We start from the raw sequence: 15,327 nt of genomic DNA, 5'->3' as shown, positions 1-15,327 counted from the left end.
ATGGCTACAACCTGGACAGAAATGCAGAAGCTTCAGCCACGGGTCATGAAGCTTTTGCAAAATAGTATAGAAAGAAATCGGCTTGCCCATGCCTATTTATTTGAAGGGCGCAAAGGGACGGGCAAATTAGACGCGGCAACTCTTCTCGCAAAAAGCTTTTTTTGCCTTGAAGACGGAGCAGAGCCATGTGAGTCGTGCAGGAACTGTCAGCGGATTGAATCAGGAAACCACCCGGACGTACACGTCGTGCATCCGGACGGCCTTTCCATTAAAAAGGGACAAATCCAGGCGCTTCAGGAAGAGTTTTCAAAGACCGGTTTGGAATCGCATAAAAAGCTGTACATTATTTCCCATGCGGATCAAATGACGGTCAATGCGGCGAACAGCCTTCTGAAGTTTTTAGAGGAGCCGAGCAGCGATACAATCGCTGTTCTTTTAACGGAACAGCCGCAAAAATTGCTCGATACGATCATATCGAGATGCCAGGTTTTATCCTTTCAGTCTTTGCAGCCCGAATCAATTGAAAAAGAACTGATCAAACAAGAGGTCTCACCGAATATTGCAGCCCTTTTGTCGAATATGACAAACAATTTATCGGAAGCGCTCGAATTGAGTCGAAATGATCAGTTTGCAGAGTCGCGAGCGAAAGTGATAAAATTGTATGAAGTCTTACACCAGCGAAAAGGACATGCTTTTTTCTATATTCAAGATCAGTGGATGCCCTTTTTCAAGGAGAAAGACCACCAAGAAATGGGTCTTGATATGCTTTTATTTATATATCGCGACGTGTTGTCCATTCAGTTGGGACATGAAGATAAAATACTATTTCAGGACTTATTCCAATTATTAAAACAGCATGCGCTGCAAACAACACAACAAAGAGTGACAAACCAGATACTTGCTGTTTTAGAAGCAAAAAAACGGCTTTATTCCAATGTGAATGCTCAAGGATTAATGGAGCACTTGGTTTTAATGCTGCAGGAGGGATAAGCTTGTACAACGTTATTGGTGTCCGCTTTAAAAAAGCGGGCAAAATATATTATTTCGATCCGAACGGATTTCAGATAGATAAAGACAGCTGTGTGATCGTCGAAACGGTTCGCGGTGTTGAATACGGGCAGGTTGTCATCGCCAACAAGAAAGTAGACGAGAACGATGTCGTGCTGCCTTTAAGAAAAGTGATCAGAGTTGCGGATGAGCGCGACCGCCTGATCGTTGAAGAGAATCAAGAAGCTGCGCTGTCCGCCTTTGATGTTTGCCAGAAAAAGGTTAACGAGCATGGCCTTGAGATGAAGCTGGTCGATGTGGAATTCACTTTTGACCGCAACAAAGTCATTTTTTATTTTACGGCTGATGGAAGAGTCGATTTTAGAGAACTTGTCAAAGATTTGGCATCAATCTTTAAGACGAGAATCGAGCTGAGACAAATCGGCGTCAGGGATGAAGCGAAGATGCTCGGCGGTATCGGACCGTGCGGAAGAATGCTTTGCTGTTCCACATTTTTAGGTGATTTTGAGCCCGTTTCTATTAAAATGGCAAAGGATCAAAATCTGTCGCTGAATCCGACGAAGATTTCCGGACTATGCGGACGGCTGATGTGCTGTCTGAAGTATGAAAACGATGAATACGAAACAGCAAAAGAACAGCTTCCGGATATCGGGGAAGTGATCGCCACATCCAACGGCCCGGCAAAAGTCGTCGGGTTGAATATTCTCGAACGCATTCTCCAGGTCGAACTGACAGACTGCGACAAAGTCGTTGAATATACGTGGGATGAGCTGTTGCAAGAAGGTGTCGTATCTGCACAAACCACAGATTAACGAGGTGTGAAACCTTGGATAAAAAAGAATTGTTTGATACAGTGATAAGTTTAGAAGAACAAATCGGGTCCCTCTACCGCCAGCTTGGAGATCTCAAGCAGCATATCGGGGAAATGATTGAAGAAAACAATCATTTACAGCTTGAAAACGAGCATTTGCGCAAGAGACTGGAAGAGACAGATCAAAGGTTAAATAGCGCAAAATCCGATGAAAAAGAGATAAAAGCAGAAAAGACAGGGCATGCTGATATTGGAGAGGGCCATGATAATTTGGCGCGCCTGTATCAGGAGGGCTTCCATATTTGCAACATTCATTACGGAAGTGTTCGCAAAGAAGGAGACTGTCTGTTCTGTCTCTCGTTTTTAAATAAAAAATAAGAAAGGCTTCCGGCGGAACGGAAGCCTTTTTAACGGTACAATGTGTTTAGGAAAGGGAAAAGACATGATTCAATTAAAAGATGATGAACGACTGGATTATTTACTGGCAGAAGATATGAAAATCGTGCAAAGCCCGACAGTTTTTGCATTTTCCTTAGATGCTGTTCTGCTGTCGAAATTTGCTTACGTTCCGATACAAAAAGGAAATATCATTGATCTGTGCACAGGGAACGGGATTGTTCCGCTGCTTCTCAGCACCCGGACAAAAGCCGCCATCACCGGGGTGGAAATTCAGGAAAGGTTGTATGACATGGCCCTCCGCAGCGTGGAATACAACAACCTGCAAAAACAAATTCATCTCATCAGGGACGACTTGAACAATATGCCGCAGGTGCTCGGATACAATAAGGCTGATGTCGTCACATGCAACCCTCCTTATTTCAAGACGCCGCAAAAAACAGAGCAAAACTTAAATGAACATCTGGCCATTGCCAGACATGAAATTTACTGCACGCTTGAAGACGTCGTTCGCGTCAGCAGCAAGCTATTAAAGCAGGGCGGCAAACTCGCTCTCGTTCACCGGCCGGGGAGGCTGCTCGAAATTTTTGAATTGATGAAGGCCTTCCAAATCGAGCCGAAGCGGGTCCAATTTGTTTACCCGAAAAAAAGCAAAGAAGCCAACACTATTTTAGTGGAAGGAATAAAAGACGGCCGGCCTGACCTGAAAATTCTGCCTCCTTTGTTTGTGTATGATGAACAAGATCAATATACACCTGAAATAAGAAAGATTTTATATGGAGACGAGTAGCCATTACTTTTATGTGCTTGCGTGCCGGGACGGCAGTTTGTACGCCGGCTATACAAACAATATCGAGAAGCGCCTGAAAACCCATAATGACGGGAAAGGCGCCAAGTATACGAGGGCAAGGCTGCCGGTTAAACTCCATTATGCTGAGTCCTTTTCAACGAAACGAGAAGCGATGCAGGCTGAGTACTATTTCAAAAAATTATCGAGAAAAAACAAAGAACGTTATATAGAAGAAAAAAGACGGGAGGGTGTTGATTATCAATCGGCAAAAGAGCTTTGATCAAAAATCAGACATGGGCATGTTATATCTCGTTCCGACACCCATCGGCAATTTAGAGGATATGACATTTCGAGCGGTTTCCGTGTTAAAAGAGGCGGACATTATCGCTGCGGAGGATACGAGGCAGACGAAGAAATTGTGCCATGTATATGAAATCGAGACACAGCTTGTCAGCTACCATGAACACAATAAAGAAAGCAGCGGACACAAAATTTTGGAATGGCTGAAAGAAGGAAAAAACGTCGCGTTGGTTAGTGACGCCGGAATGCCGACAATATCTGACCCAGGGGCTGAAATCGTCCGCGATTTTATCGAAATGGGCGGCTATGTCGTGCCTTTGCCCGGTGCAAATGCCGCTTTGACCGCACTGATTGCCTCAGGCATTGCACCGCAGCCGTTTTTCTTTTTCGGTTTTTTGGACCGCAACAAACGGGAAAGGAAAAAACAGCTCGAGGCTTTGAAGAACAGACAGGAAACGATCATTTTTTACGAGTCGCCGCATCGGCTGAAAGAAACTTTGTCAGCCATCAAAGAAGTATTCGGCAACCGGCAAATCGCATTGACAAGAGAACTCACGAAAAAATTCGAAGAATTTATCAGAGGTTCGATCGAAGAAGCGCTCACATGGGCTGAACAGGAACAGGTGCGCGGAGAGTTTTGCCTTGTGATCGAGGGAAGCAACCGCGAAGAAACGATTGAAGAGACGGTCTGGTGGGAGCACCTTTCAGAAAAAGAACATGTTGAGCATTATATCAGCGAAGGATATCATTCAAAAGAAGCCATTAAAAAAACCGCGGTTGACCGCGGCGTTCCGAAACGGAAAATTTATGACGCTTATCATATTCAAAACTAAAAAAACCGCCCTTGCTTCGGCAAGAGCGGTTTTTGTATAATCAAAATAATTATTTTTGAGATTGAAGTTGTGCTTGAATTTCGTTAATGATTTGCTCAGCGCCTTCAGGGCTAAGAACCAATTTACCGCCTGCAAGTTTAAGGTTGTCATCAGAAACTTCACCTGTAACTTGGCAAGTCATGTTTGGTTTATATTTTTTCAAGATGATTTTTTCGTCATCTACATAGATTTCAAGAGCGTCTTTTTCTGCGATTCCAAGCGTACGGCGAAGTTCGATCGGAATCACCACGCGTCCTAGCTCATCAACTTTACGTACAATACCTGTAGATTTCATATTCATTCTCCTCCCGAAAGATTGTTATTTTTATAGGTGTTTATTATCTTCGTCATTATTCGACAAAATCCTTACAGTCCTAGCATAACAAGGTTTCCAATAAACGTCAATCATTTTCTTTTCTATTGTTTGTAAAAATTAGATCATATAGTCAAAAGACCTTGGAAGAACTGATGTAACAAGGGAATTGAAGATGATAAAACAGAATGTTCAATCAAAAAAAAGCCCTTAAATCAAGACTTTCGAACTAAGGTTTTTCCTCATATCGATTATATACGACATTATTCGACAATGAAAGCATTTTTTTGTCGAAGTATAATATTTCTTTCTGTTATAAAATTTGTAATCGACCGTATTCATGATGGATCGACAATGTATATTTTCTTGAACTTGAAGGCTAAGATGGTATCATATAAAGAGGGATTATATATTGAGTATATACTGAATGAATACACATGCCGCTCTCGTCCTTTGGGCGGGAGTTTTTTGACATTTTAATTGGGAGGTTCCATCATGCCGCAAGAAAAAAATACGTTTTACATCACTACACCCATTTATTACCCAAGTGGAAAGCTACATATTGGACATGCCTACACAACCGTTGCCGGTGATGCAATGGCTCGGTATAAAAGACTGAGAGGCTTTGATGTCAGATACTTAACAGGTACAGATGAGCACGGACAAAAAATCCAGCAAACGGCGGAGAAGGAAAATATCACTCCGCAGGAATTGGTCGATCGTGCGGCAGAAGACATTCAGCAGCTTTGGAAAAAGCTCGACATATCTAATGACGACTTCATTCGGACGACAGAGGAACGTCATAAAAACGTGATCGAAAAGGTTTTTCAGAAGCTGCTTGACAATGGTGATATATATCTTGACGAATATGAGGGCTGGTATAGCATCCCTGACGAAACGTTTTACACAGAAACCCAGCTCGTTGATGTTGAGCGAAACGAGAAAGGCGAAGTGATCGGAGGAAAAAGTCCTGACAGCGGCCATCCCGTTGAGTTAATCAAAGAGGAATCTTACTTCTTCCGCATGGGAAAATACGCGGACCGGCTGCTCGCTTTCTATGAAGAAAATCCTGAATTCATTCAGCCTGAATCCCGCAAAAATGAAATGATCAACAACTTTATCAAACCGGGTCTTGAAGATTTGGCTGTTTCCCGGACGACGTTCGACTGGGGGATAAAAGTGCCCGGCAATCCGAAGCATGTCATCTATGTTTGGATAGATGCGCTGTTTAATTACATTACGGCACTTGGCTTTAATACGGCAAACGATGAAAATTATCAAAAATATTGGCCGGCAGACGTACATCTTGTCGGTAAGGAGATCGTCCGCTTCCATACCATCTACTGGCCGATTATGCTGATGGCATTGGACCTTCCGCTGCCGAAAAAGGTTTTTGCCCACGGATGGCTGCTGATGAAAGATGGAAAAATGTCTAAATCAAAAGGCAATGTGGTTGATCCAGTCACATTAATCGACAGATACGGACTTGATGCGTTGCGTTATTATCTTCTCCGCGAAGTGCCGTTCGGTTCTGACGGCGTATTCACACCGGAAGGATTTGTCGAGCGAATTAACTATGATTTAGCGAATGATTTAGGCAACCTGTTGAACAGAACGGTCGCCATGGTCAACAAATACTTTGACGGCCGGATTCAGTCGTATGAAGGCCCGGTTACCGCTTTTGACGAACCGTTGTCATCATTCTCGCAAAAAACAATTGAAGCGTACGAACAAGCGATCGAAAATATGGAGTTTTCTGTTGCGCTTTCATCATTGTGGCAGTTTGTCAGCAGAACGAATAAATACATCGATGAGACAGCCCCTTGGGTACTGGCAAAAGATAAGGACAAAGAAAAAGAGCTTCAATCGGTCATGTACCATTTGGCAGAGTCATTGCGCATCACCGCTGTATTGCTGCAGCCGTTCTTAACGCAGACGCCTGAAAAGATTTTTGCACAGCTCGGCATCACGGATGCGGCATTGAAAACCTGGGACAGCATCAAAAGCTTCGGCCAGCTGACATCTGTAAACGTTCAAAAAGGAGAACCATTGTTCCCGCGTCTTGAGGCGGAAGACGAAGTTGCTTATATCAAATCAAAAATGCAGGGAACGGCTCCAAAAGAAGAACCGAAGCAGGAGGAAAAAGCACCTGAACGGCTTCCGGAAATCACGATAGACAATTTTATGAGCACAGAGCTGAGAGTGGCTGAAGTACTCCGTGCCGAACCCGTCAAAAAAGCTGACCGCCTGCTAAAGCTCCAGCTTGATTTGGGCTTTGAAAAACGCCAAGTCGTTTCAGGAATTGCCAAGCATTACAAACCTGAAGAGCTTGTCGGCCGGAAAGTCATTTGTGTAACAAACTTAAAACCGGTCAAACTAAGAGGAGAACTTTCTCAAGGCATGATATTGGCTGGAGAAGACAATGGCGTTCTATCGCTTGCAGCGGTAGACAGTTCATTAGCAAACGGAACGCGAATCAAATAAATGTAGGCAAAGGGTGTTCCACGTGTAACATTTCGTCGAACACCTTTTGTTTTTTCGACAATTTTTAAAAAAGGTGGCATTCTGATGTTATTTGATACACATGCACATTTAAATGCCGAGCAATTTAATGAGGATTTGGAAGAAGTCATTGCTCGGGCAAAGGAAGAAAAAGTGGAACACATTGTTGTTGTAGGATTCGATCGTCCGACGATCAAGCGTGCGATGGAATTGATTGAAGAATACGATTTTATCTATGCTGCCATCGGGTGGCATCCGGTTGATGCAATTGATATGACCGATGAAGATTTGGCTTGGATCAAAGGCCTGTCCGCCCATGAGAAAGTTGTGGCGATCGGAGAAATGGGACTTGATTACCATTGGGATAAGTCGCCGAAGGACGTTCAAAAAGAGGTGTTCAGAAAACAGATCGCTTTGGCAAAAGAAGTCGGCTTGCCAATCGTGATTCACAACCGTGATGCAACGGAGGATGTCGTTTCTATTTTGCGGGAAGAAGGGGCCAAGGAAGTCGGCGGGATCATGCACTGTTATACTGGAAGCGCCGAAATTGCACAAGAGTGCATCAATATGAATTTCTACCTATCTTTCGGCGGCCCCGTCACATTTAAAAACGCCAAAAAGCCGAAGGAAGTGGTCAAACAAATACCAAATGACCGACTTTTAATTGAGACGGACTGCCCGTATTTAACGCCTCATCCATACAGAGGGAAGCGGAATGAACCAAGTTATGTCAAGCTTGTCGCCGAACAGATTGCTGAATTAAAAGGGATGACTTATGAAGAAATAGCGGCCATCACGACAGAAAATGCAAAAAAACTTTTCGGCATCAGCTGACACGATTTGATATCGAGCCTTGTTCAAGCTTGTCTCTTCGGGGGACGGTTCTAAAAAGTTCTACATGTCTGTTTACACTCATAGGATATCTTTGTCGACAAGTCTTTCTTTCTTTTATGAGGTGGTTTTCCCATAATAAAAGAGATGGCGGGCTTGCGGAGAAAATAGAGAGGAGGGTTGACAGGCTTGTAGATACTCTATATAATCTCCCCGAGGAGAAGGAGGCGTTTTTCATCATACAAAAAATGAAAAAGCTGTTTTCCGTAAAGCTTAGCAAAAGCAGATGGATACTGATTGCTGCTGGACTGCTTGTCGCAGGAAGCGGAACTGCTTACGGAGCACATGAGCTCGCTAAACAGCAAGTCACCATTTCGATAAACGGGAAAAAGCAGGATGTTCGCACGAATGCTACAACCGTAGGTGGGCTGCTGAAAAGCTTAGACATCGAGACGAGGAAAGAAGATCACATCTCTCCCGCTGAAGATACAAAATTAACGGCAAACATGAATGTTGAGTATATTGCCGCAAAACCTGTTCATTTGACAGTCGACGGACAGGAAAAAGAAATCTGGACAACAGCGGGTACAGTCGGCAAACTTCTGAAAGATTTAAATTTAGAGTTGGCGGAACACGATCAAATTGACCCCTCAGTTGATAAAGAAATAACGAAAGATATGAAGCTGACTTTGCAAAGGGCTTTTAAAGTAACCGTAAAGGATGCCGGTAAAGATAAAGACATATGGACGACTTCGACTACGGTCGCTGACTTTTTAAAACATCATAAGATCAGCATAAAGGGCGATGATGAAGTAAAGCCTGCGCTTGATAAAAAGCTGACAAAAGATCAGGCGATTCACATTACTCGTATCAAAAAAGTCACCGATGTAGTGGAAGAGAACATCCCTTTTGAAGTCCAGAAAAAAGAGGACGATTCACTTGAAAAGGGAAAAGAAAAAGTTGTACGGGACGGTAAACATGGCAAGCTTAAAAAGCACTATGCCGTTGTTATGAAAAACGGTAAGGAAGTTTCCAGAGAACTGATTAAAGAGGAAACAGCAGCCGAAAGCAAAGCCAAAATTATCGCTGTCGGTACAAAGCAAGCCGCAGTGGCTAAAGTCAGCGCGAATGTATCGCGTGGAAATCAATCCTCAGGAAAAGAATTTTATGTATCCTCTACAGCTTATACGGCAAGCTGCAACGGATGCTCAGGCCACACTGCGACCGGCGTTAATTTGAAAAATAATCCGGGTGCTAAAGTGATCGCTGTCGATCCGAGCGTCATTCCGCTGGGTTCCAAAGTACATGTAGAAGGATATGGCTATGCGGTTGCAGCCGACACAGGCTCAGCCATCAAAGGCCGTAAAATCGATGTATTCTTTCCGAATAAGTCTACAGCTTACCGCTGGGGAAACAAAAGAGTTAAAATCAAGGTATTGAACTAAATATCATTTATTATGCTTCTTATATAAGCAGAGGGATTTTGCGCCCTCTGTTTTTTTGGTTATAATAGATCCATCTTGTTTTCTAATAAATTAGACGGTTTTATTACAAAAAGGTTTCAATAATTTTAAAAATGTAATAAAAGGTTTTTCATCATACGGAGGAAGAAATGAAGATTAAAGAAATCATTGTTGTCGAAGGCCGTGATGACACAGCAAAAATCAAATCGGCTGTTGATGCAGATACGATCGAAACGAACGGATCAGCCATAGGGGAAGACGTCATCAAACGGATTCGGCTTGCTCAGGAAACGCGCGGGGTTATTATTTTAACCGATCCCGATTTCCCGGGGGAAAAAATCAGAAAAACGATTGCAGAAAAAGTCCCCGGCTGCAAGCATGCATTTTTGCCCAAGCATTTGGCAAAGCCTAAAAATAAGCGCGGAATCGGTGTCGAACACGCTTCGCTTGAGGCGATCCGCGAATGCTTAAAGACCGTTCAGGAGGAAATGGAAGCGACGGAACCTGAGATTGAGGCCCAGGATTTAATCGAAGCCGGCCTGATCGGAGGCCCTCTGGCAAAACGAAGGAGGGAGCGGCTCGGCGAGATATTGAATATCGGCTATACAAATGGGAAACAGCTTCAAAAGCGGCTGCAAATGTTTCAGATTAAAAAGAGTGATTATTTAAGCGCACTGGATGCTGTGCTGCGGGAGGAAGAACATGAATAAAGATATCGCCACCCCAATTAGGACGAAGGAAATTCTCAATAAATACGGATTTTCATTCAAAAAAAGCCTGGGGCAAAACTTCTTGATTGACACGAACATATTGGACAGAATTGTCGACCATGCCGGGGTGACGGAGCGTACAGGCGTGATTGAAATCGGTCCGGGGATCGGGGCACTGACCGAGCAGCTGGCAAAGCGTGCGAAGAAAGTGACGGCTTTCGAAATCGACCAAAGGCTTCTGCCGATTTTAAAAGATACGCTTTCTCCGTATGATAATGTGACTGTCATTCACCAGGATGTCCTGAAAGCCGATGTTCGAGCGGTAATGGACGAACAGTTTCAAGACTGCAATGAGGTGATGGTTGTCGCCAACCTGCCGTATTACGTCACGACTCCCATCATTATGAAGCTTTTAGAAGAAAATCTGCCGCTGAAAGGGATCGTCGTCATGCTTCAAAAAGAGGTGGCGGACCGAATGGCTGCAAAACCTTCTACAAAGGAATACGGGTCCCTTTCCATCGCGGTTCAGTTTTATACGGAAGCCAAAACGGTCATGAATGTGCCAAAGACCGTTTTCGTCCCCCAGCCTAACGTGGATTCCGCGGTCATCAGGCTGACCCTGAGGAAAGATCCGGCTGTTGCTGTTCAAGATGATGCCTTTTTCTTTCAGGTCGTAAAAGCAAGCTTCGCACAGCGTCGAAAAACGCTTTTCAACAATCTCGTCAACAACCTGCCGAATGGCAAAGAGAATAAATCAAAAATTGAAAGAGCGCTTCAGGATTCACAAATCGATGGAAAACGACGCGGAGAATCGCTTAGCATTGAAGAGTTCGCCGTCTTATCTGATCGCTTGAGAGAAGTCCTTCTTTAATGGAGGGCTTTTTTTATTATTGAAGGCGGGCTTTAAGCCTGATCAGGCTTGTCATCCGTTCACCACTTGAAGGGCGGGCACATAGGCTAAAGAAGCACCTTTACTTTTCATGGTTTGATGTTCACAGGATGGGGCTTAGTCTATGTGTGGAGTGAAAAGCATGCAATTTAAAATAGGCGATATGGTCGTCAGAAAATCTTATCGAAGAGATATCTTATTTCGAATTATACGAATTGATCAATCGGCAAATGGAGAACCTGTAGCCGTTTTGCACGGAGATGAGGTCAGATTAATCGCTGACGCACATTTGGCGGACCTGGAGATTGTCCGCGAGGCTGAGCGGCAGATGAGAAAGCGGGAAGAAGAAACGAGAATGAAGGAATCCCTCGACCTTCTCCGCCAGGATTACAAACTCCTTCACGATAAACATGAGTACCGCGCCACAAACCAATATAACAATCAGCAGCAGTACTTTCATATGCCCGGAAGAGTCCTTCATTTAGACGGGGATTCGGCTTATTTGAAAAAATGTCTGGCGCTCTATGAAAAGATCGGGGTTCCTGTATACGGTATTCATTGTTATGAAAAGAAAATGTCATCAGTCATCGAGGAACTGATCGATGAGTACCGCCCGGATCTTCTCGTCATCACCGGACACGATGCCTATTCTAAGCAGAAGGGCGATATTAACGATCTGGATGCCTACAGGCATTCAAAAGATTTTATCGAAACCGTTCAAAAAGCGAGGAAAAAAATTCCCCATCTTGATCAGCTCGTCATTTTTGCCGGCGCATGCCAGTCTCATTTTGAATCACTGATCAAAGCCGGTGCAAATTTTGCAAGCTCTCCGTCAAGAGTCAACATCCATGCGCTTGACCCGGTCTATATAGTCGCAAAAATCAGCTTCACTCCGTTTATGGACCGCATTAACGTCTGGGAAGTGCTCAGAAATACCTTGACGAGGGAGAAGGGACTCGGAGGGATTGAGACGCGAGGCGTATTGCGTATCGGAATGCCATATAAAACGAAAGCAAACGATTAAACGAGCCCGCCGGATGGCGGGTTTTTTGCCATACAGCCGAATGTTTTTACCTTTTTTTAAAAAAACATACATAACGAAACGAAAATTGAGGAAAATAAGGGAAAGTCGGCGTATAATTTGTCACAATTATTTTATTGACAGAGGCTCATGAACGTTGATATAATTTAAATTTTATTTGACAAAAATGGGCTTCTGGTGTATACTGAATATAGTGAGGTGGATGCAATGGCGAAAACGTTGTCCGATATTAAAAGATCGCTTGATGGACATTTGGGAAAAAGGCTGACGTTAAAAGCAAACGGTGGCCGCCGAAAAACGATTGAGCGTTCGGGCATTTTAGCTGAGACGTACCCTTCTGTTTTTGTGATACAACTAGACCAAGACGAGAATTCGTTTGAAAGAGTTTCATACAGTTATGCGGATATTCTTACTGAGACGGTTGAATTGAGATTTTCTGATGATAAAACCAGCTCAGTAGCCCTTTAATAAGCAGCGGACTTTATGTTTGCTGCTTTTTGTTTTGCCTTTTTTTATCCAAAATTTTTCGGGGAAGTTCTGCACAAATCGAGCAAAGCTAATACATGTCACTTGTTTTATGATGAGTCAGACGGATGGTATGATACTTGAAAGGGGCTGTTTCGCATGGGCAGACGTCGAAGCATCATGTCAGAGGAATTCAAAAATGAATTGGCTAAAGATCTTGGATTTTACGATACGGTAAAAACCGAGGGCTGGGGCGGAATTCGGGCCAGAGACGCCGGCAACATGGTGAAGAGGGCCATCGAATTAGCCGAACAGCATATGGCTCAAAATCAGCAAAATCATTAAAACAGTGACATACGGAGGGCGCTTCTGTCCTCCGTTTTTTCATTGATCCATTTTCAGCTGCTCAGCGCGCTGCACGCGACCTGAGGTTTCATTGCGAGGGGACGGCATTCGCGATCTGCAGGAATGACCGCATGCTAAGATCGCGGCGTCCTGCGCGGGCGCATGCATTTGTACTTGTACGGAATGACCGCATGCTAAGGTCACGGCGTCCTGCGCGGGCGCATGCATTTGTACTTGTAAGGAAAAAGGATCGCATGCTAAGGTCACGGCGTCCTGCGCGGGCGCATGCATTTGTACTTGTAAGGAAAAAGGATCGCATGCTAAGGGCGCGGCGTCCTGCCGCAACGCATGCATTTGTACGTCCTGTACTTCAAAATATGTTACAATGTGGATACTTATGTTTAGATGGAGAAGTAGGTGAATGGATTGCGTATTTTAGAGAAGGCGCCGGCTAAAATTAATTTGTCGCTCGACGTTCGCCGCAAACGTCCAGATGGGTATCATGAAGTAGAGATGGTCATGACGACAATTGATTTGGCGGATCGGATTGAATTAACCGAGCTGGCAGAAGATAAAGTAACGGTTTCTTCGCATAATCGCTTTGTTCCCGACGATCAGCGAAACCTTGCTTATCAGGCTGCAATGCTCATGAAAGAACGATACGGCATTAAAAAAGGTGTTTCTATTTTTATTACGAAAGTGATTCCCGTTGCGGCGGGGCTTGCTGGAGGAAGCAGCGATGCCGCTGCGGTCTTCAGAGGGCTGAACCGTCTGTGGGATTTGAAGCTTTCGATGAATGAACTGGCTGAGCTCGGCGCTGAGATCGGATCTGATGTCTCCTTTTGCGTACATGGAGGAACGGCTCTTGCAACGGGAAGGGGAGAGAAAATCCGTCATATCGAGACTCCGCCGCACTGCTGGGTTGTGCTGGCAAAGCCGACGATCGGCGTATCAACTGCAGAAGTGTACAAGCAGCTGAAAGTCGACGAGATTGAACACCCGGATGTTCAAGGTATGATTACTGCGATCGAAGAGAAGAATTTTCAAAAAATGTGTGGCAAGCTCGGCAATGTTCTCGAATCTGTTACATTGAATATGCATCCCGAAGTCGCGATGATCAAAAATCAAATGAAGCGGTTCGGCGCCGATGCTGTGCTGATGAGCGGGAGCGGTCCCACTGTGTTCGGACTGGTTCAATACGAATCAAAAGTGCAAAGAATCTATAACGGATTAAGAGGGTTTTGCGATCAGGTTTATGCGGTGCGGATGATCGGAGAACAAAATGAACTTGATTAAATCCGTATGTTAAGTTATATTGTTTTTAAAAATATTCGGATTTTGGAGGTAAGTGCATGAAGTTTCGTCGAAGCGGCAGATTGGTGGATCTGACAAATTATTTGTTGACCCATCCGCATGTCTTAGTGCCATTAACCTTCTTTTCAGAACGGTATCAATCTGCTAAATCATCCATTAGTGAAGATTTAACCATTATAAAGCAGACCTTTGAGCAGCAGGGAATCGGGACGCTTCAGACCGTGCCGGGAGCAGCCGGCGGCGTCAAATACATTCCAAAGGTAAAACGCGATGAAGCGGAGGAATTTGTAAAGTCGCTCGGTGAGTCATTGGTCGATTCGGAACGGATATTGCCCGGTGGATATTTGTATTTAACCGATATCCTTGGAAAGCCCTCTGTATTAACGAAGGCCGGCAAGATTTTCGCTTCCGCTTTTTCAGACAGGGAGATCGATGTCGTGATGACGGTGGCGACAAAAGGCATTCCTTTGGCATATGCGGTAGCCAGCTACCTTGATGTGCCGACAGTGGTCGTCAGAAAAGACAATAAGGTAACCGAAGGGTCAACAGTCAGTATCAACTATGTGTCCGGATCATCCAACCGCATTCAGACGATGTCTCTTGCAAAACGCAGCTTGCGGACGGGCTCGCACGTTTTGATCATAGACGACTTTATGAAAGCGGGCGGAACGATCAACGGCATGATCAATCTTCTCGATGAATTCAATGCCCATGTAGCGGGCATCGGTGTTCTTGTGGAGGCTCAGGGAGTCAAGGAGCGGCTGGTCGATGAGTATATGTCCCTTTTGACGCTTTCTGAAATCGATATGAAGGAAAAAAAGGTGGAAATACAAAACGGAAACTTTCAGCGTTTTTTTGCAGAAAATGAATAGGAAATGGGGAGTTTGAGATGACAAAGGTTGTTCAGACAAAAGAAGCGCCGGCGGCGATCGGACCGTATTCACAAGGAATTGTTGTCAACAATATGTTTTACAGTTCAGGGCAAATTCCGTTGACCCCGTCGGGTGAAATGGTGACTGGAGACATCACAGAACAGACGCATCAGGTTTTCCGCAATTTAAAAGCCGTGCTGAAAGAAGCGGGCGCCTCTCTGGAGACTGTCGTCAAAGCAACCGTGTTTTTGGCGGATATGAATCAATTCACAGAAGTGAATGAAATTTACGGACAGTACTTCGATACCCACAAACCAGCGAGATCATGCGTTGAGGTGGCGAGACTGCCGAAAGACGCGCTCGTTGAAATAGAAGTCATCGCATTAGTGAAATAGAAAAGACTT

General features: G+C 44.4%; 17 protein-coding genes and 1 pseudogene. 17 read left to right on the top strand and 1 reads right to left on the bottom strand.

What is annotated here, in order from left to right:
- From holB to rsmI, 6 genes are all read left to right on the top strand, one after another.
- Entirely contained in the window at positions 1–990 is a 990-nt protein-coding gene (gene holB / locus H2R00_RS14855; RefSeq protein WP_182069599.1) for a DNA polymerase III subunit delta', read from the top strand.
- Positions 991–992: 2 nt separating this feature from the next.
- A complete protein-coding gene (gene ricT, locus H2R00_RS14850; protein ID WP_020449794.1) occupies positions 993–1,820 on the top strand; it encodes a competence/sporulation regulator complex protein RicT in 828 nt (275 codons plus the stop codon).
- 14 nt (positions 1,821–1,834) lie between these two features.
- A complete protein-coding gene (gene yabA / locus H2R00_RS14845) occupies positions 1,835–2,197 on the top strand; it encodes a DNA replication initiation control protein YabA (protein ID WP_154999878.1) in 363 nt (120 codons plus the stop codon).
- Between the two features lie 64 nt (positions 2,198–2,261).
- Positions 2,262–3,005, top strand: coding sequence for a tRNA1(Val) (adenine(37)-N6)-methyltransferase (locus H2R00_RS14840; RefSeq protein WP_020449796.1), 744 nt, complete (start codon positions 2,262–2,264; stop codon positions 3,003–3,005).
- The gene (locus H2R00_RS14835; protein ID WP_182069597.1) at positions 2,992–3,285 is read left to right on the top strand and encodes a GIY-YIG nuclease family protein; all 294 of its coding nucleotides are present in this window, start codon (positions 2,992–2,994) and stop codon (positions 3,283–3,285) included. The genes H2R00_RS14840 and H2R00_RS14835 overlap by 14 nt, the downstream gene beginning before the upstream one ends.
- Entirely contained in the window at positions 3,260–4,138 is an 879-nt protein-coding gene (gene rsmI / locus H2R00_RS14830) for a 16S rRNA (cytidine(1402)-2'-O)-methyltransferase (RefSeq protein WP_154999881.1), read from the top strand. Before H2R00_RS14835 ends, rsmI begins: the two co-directional genes overlap by 26 nt.
- Positions 4,139–4,187: 49 nt before the next feature.
- On the opposite strand, the gene H2R00_RS14825 is transcribed toward rsmI, so the two are convergent.
- Positions 4,188–4,478, bottom strand: a complete 291-nt coding sequence (locus H2R00_RS14825) for a transition state genes transcriptional regulator AbrB (protein ID WP_085959887.1) — start codon at positions 4,476–4,478, stop codon at positions 4,188–4,190.
- A 507-nt stretch (positions 4,479–4,985) separates the two neighbouring features.
- Here H2R00_RS14825 and metG point away from each other — a divergent pair.
- The 11 genes and pseudogenes from metG (at position 4,986) to ridA (ending at position 15,318) form a co-directional block, all read left to right on the top strand.
- Positions 4,986–6,974 (top strand): methionine--tRNA ligase, encoded by a 1,989-nt coding sequence (metG, locus tag H2R00_RS14820; protein ID WP_182069595.1) that lies wholly within the window; start codon positions 4,986–4,988, stop codon positions 6,972–6,974.
- A gap of 84 nt (positions 6,975–7,058) precedes the next feature.
- Positions 7,059–7,826 (top strand): TatD family hydrolase, encoded by a 768-nt coding sequence (locus H2R00_RS14815; protein ID WP_182069593.1) that lies wholly within the window; start codon positions 7,059–7,061, stop codon positions 7,824–7,826.
- Positions 7,827–7,942: 116 nt separating this feature from the next.
- The gene (locus H2R00_RS14810) at positions 7,943–9,268 is read left to right on the top strand and encodes a G5 and 3D domain-containing protein (protein WP_154999875.1); all 1,326 of its coding nucleotides are present in this window, start codon (positions 7,943–7,945) and stop codon (positions 9,266–9,268) included.
- A 167-nt stretch (positions 9,269–9,435) separates the two neighbouring features.
- A complete protein-coding gene (rnmV, locus tag H2R00_RS14805) occupies positions 9,436–9,996 on the top strand; it encodes a ribonuclease M5 (protein ID WP_182069591.1) in 561 nt (186 codons plus the stop codon).
- Positions 9,989–10,867, top strand: a complete 879-nt coding sequence (gene rsmA, locus H2R00_RS14800) for a 16S rRNA (adenine(1518)-N(6)/adenine(1519)-N(6))-dimethyltransferase RsmA (protein ID WP_182069589.1) — start codon at positions 9,989–9,991, stop codon at positions 10,865–10,867. The genes rnmV and rsmA overlap by 8 nt, the downstream gene beginning before the upstream one ends.
- A 160-nt stretch (positions 10,868–11,027) precedes the next feature.
- Entirely contained in the window at positions 11,028–11,909 is an 882-nt protein-coding gene (yabG, locus tag H2R00_RS14795; RefSeq protein ID WP_154999872.1) for a sporulation peptidase YabG, read from the top strand.
- 225 nt (positions 11,910–12,134) lie between these two features.
- Positions 12,135–12,395: a biofilm formation stimulator Veg gene (gene veg, locus H2R00_RS14790; protein WP_003178187.1), complete on the top strand. Its 261-nt coding sequence runs from the start codon at positions 12,135–12,137 to the stop codon at positions 12,393–12,395.
- Between the two features lie 156 nt (positions 12,396–12,551).
- A complete protein-coding gene (locus H2R00_RS14785; RefSeq protein WP_003178189.1) occupies positions 12,552–12,737 on the top strand; it encodes a small, acid-soluble spore protein, alpha/beta type in 186 nt (61 codons plus the stop codon).
- A 426-nt stretch (positions 12,738–13,163) separates the two neighbouring features.
- Positions 13,164–14,033, top strand: a complete 870-nt coding sequence (gene ispE / locus H2R00_RS14780) for a 4-(cytidine 5'-diphospho)-2-C-methyl-D-erythritol kinase (protein ID WP_154999880.1) — start codon at positions 13,164–13,166, stop codon at positions 14,031–14,033.
- Between the two features lie 56 nt (positions 14,034–14,089).
- Positions 14,090–14,943: pseudogene (gene purR, locus H2R00_RS14775) on the top strand (pur operon repressor); the annotation flags it as partial.
- The gene (gene ridA / locus H2R00_RS14770) at positions 14,941–15,318 is read left to right on the top strand and encodes a 2-iminobutanoate/2-iminopropanoate deaminase (RefSeq protein WP_154999870.1); all 378 of its coding nucleotides are present in this window, start codon (positions 14,941–14,943) and stop codon (positions 15,316–15,318) included. The pseudogene purR and the gene ridA, both read left to right, overlap by 3 nt.
- The last annotated feature ends 9 nt before the right edge of the window (positions 15,319–15,327 follow it).

Source organism: Bacillus haynesii (assembly GCF_014042035.1).
Classification (GTDB): Bacteria; Bacillota; Bacilli; order Bacillales; family Bacillaceae; genus Bacillus; species Bacillus haynesii.
Note: the sequence above shows the minus strand (reverse complement) of the source record. Positions and strands in the feature narration are given on the sequence as shown.

Coding starts and splice junctions, on each gene's coding strand:
- rsmA (WP_182069589.1), top strand. CDS start 9,989: ATGAATAAAGATATCGCCACCCCAATTAGGACGAAGGAAATTCTCAAT.
- metG (WP_182069595.1), top strand. CDS start 4,986: ATGCCGCAAGAAAAAAATACGTTTTACATCACTACACCCATTTATTAC.
- holB (WP_182069599.1), top strand. CDS start 1: ATGGCTACAACCTGGACAGAAATGCAGAAGCTTCAGCCACGGGTCATG.
- veg (WP_003178187.1), top strand. CDS start 12,135: ATGGCGAAAACGTTGTCCGATATTAAAAGATCGCTTGATGGACATTTG.
- ridA (WP_154999870.1), top strand. CDS start 14,941: ATGACAAAGGTTGTTCAGACAAAAGAAGCGCCGGCGGCGATCGGACCG.
- H2R00_RS14815 (WP_182069593.1), top strand. CDS start 7,059: ATGTTATTTGATACACATGCACATTTAAATGCCGAGCAATTTAATGAG.
- H2R00_RS14810 (WP_154999875.1), top strand. CDS start 7,943: ATGAGGTGGTTTTCCCATAATAAAAGAGATGGCGGGCTTGCGGAGAAA.
- H2R00_RS14785 (WP_003178189.1), top strand. CDS start 12,552: ATGGGCAGACGTCGAAGCATCATGTCAGAGGAATTCAAAAATGAATTG.
- yabG (WP_154999872.1), top strand. CDS start 11,028: ATGCAATTTAAAATAGGCGATATGGTCGTCAGAAAATCTTATCGAAGA.
- rnmV (WP_182069591.1), top strand. CDS start 9,436: ATGAAGATTAAAGAAATCATTGTTGTCGAAGGCCGTGATGACACAGCA.
- H2R00_RS14835 (WP_182069597.1), top strand. CDS start 2,992: ATGGAGACGAGTAGCCATTACTTTTATGTGCTTGCGTGCCGGGACGGC.
- H2R00_RS14840 (WP_020449796.1), top strand. CDS start 2,262: ATGATTCAATTAAAAGATGATGAACGACTGGATTATTTACTGGCAGAA.
- H2R00_RS14825 (WP_085959887.1), bottom strand. CDS start 4,478: ATGAATATGAAATCTACAGGTATTGTACGTAAAGTTGATGAGCTAGGA.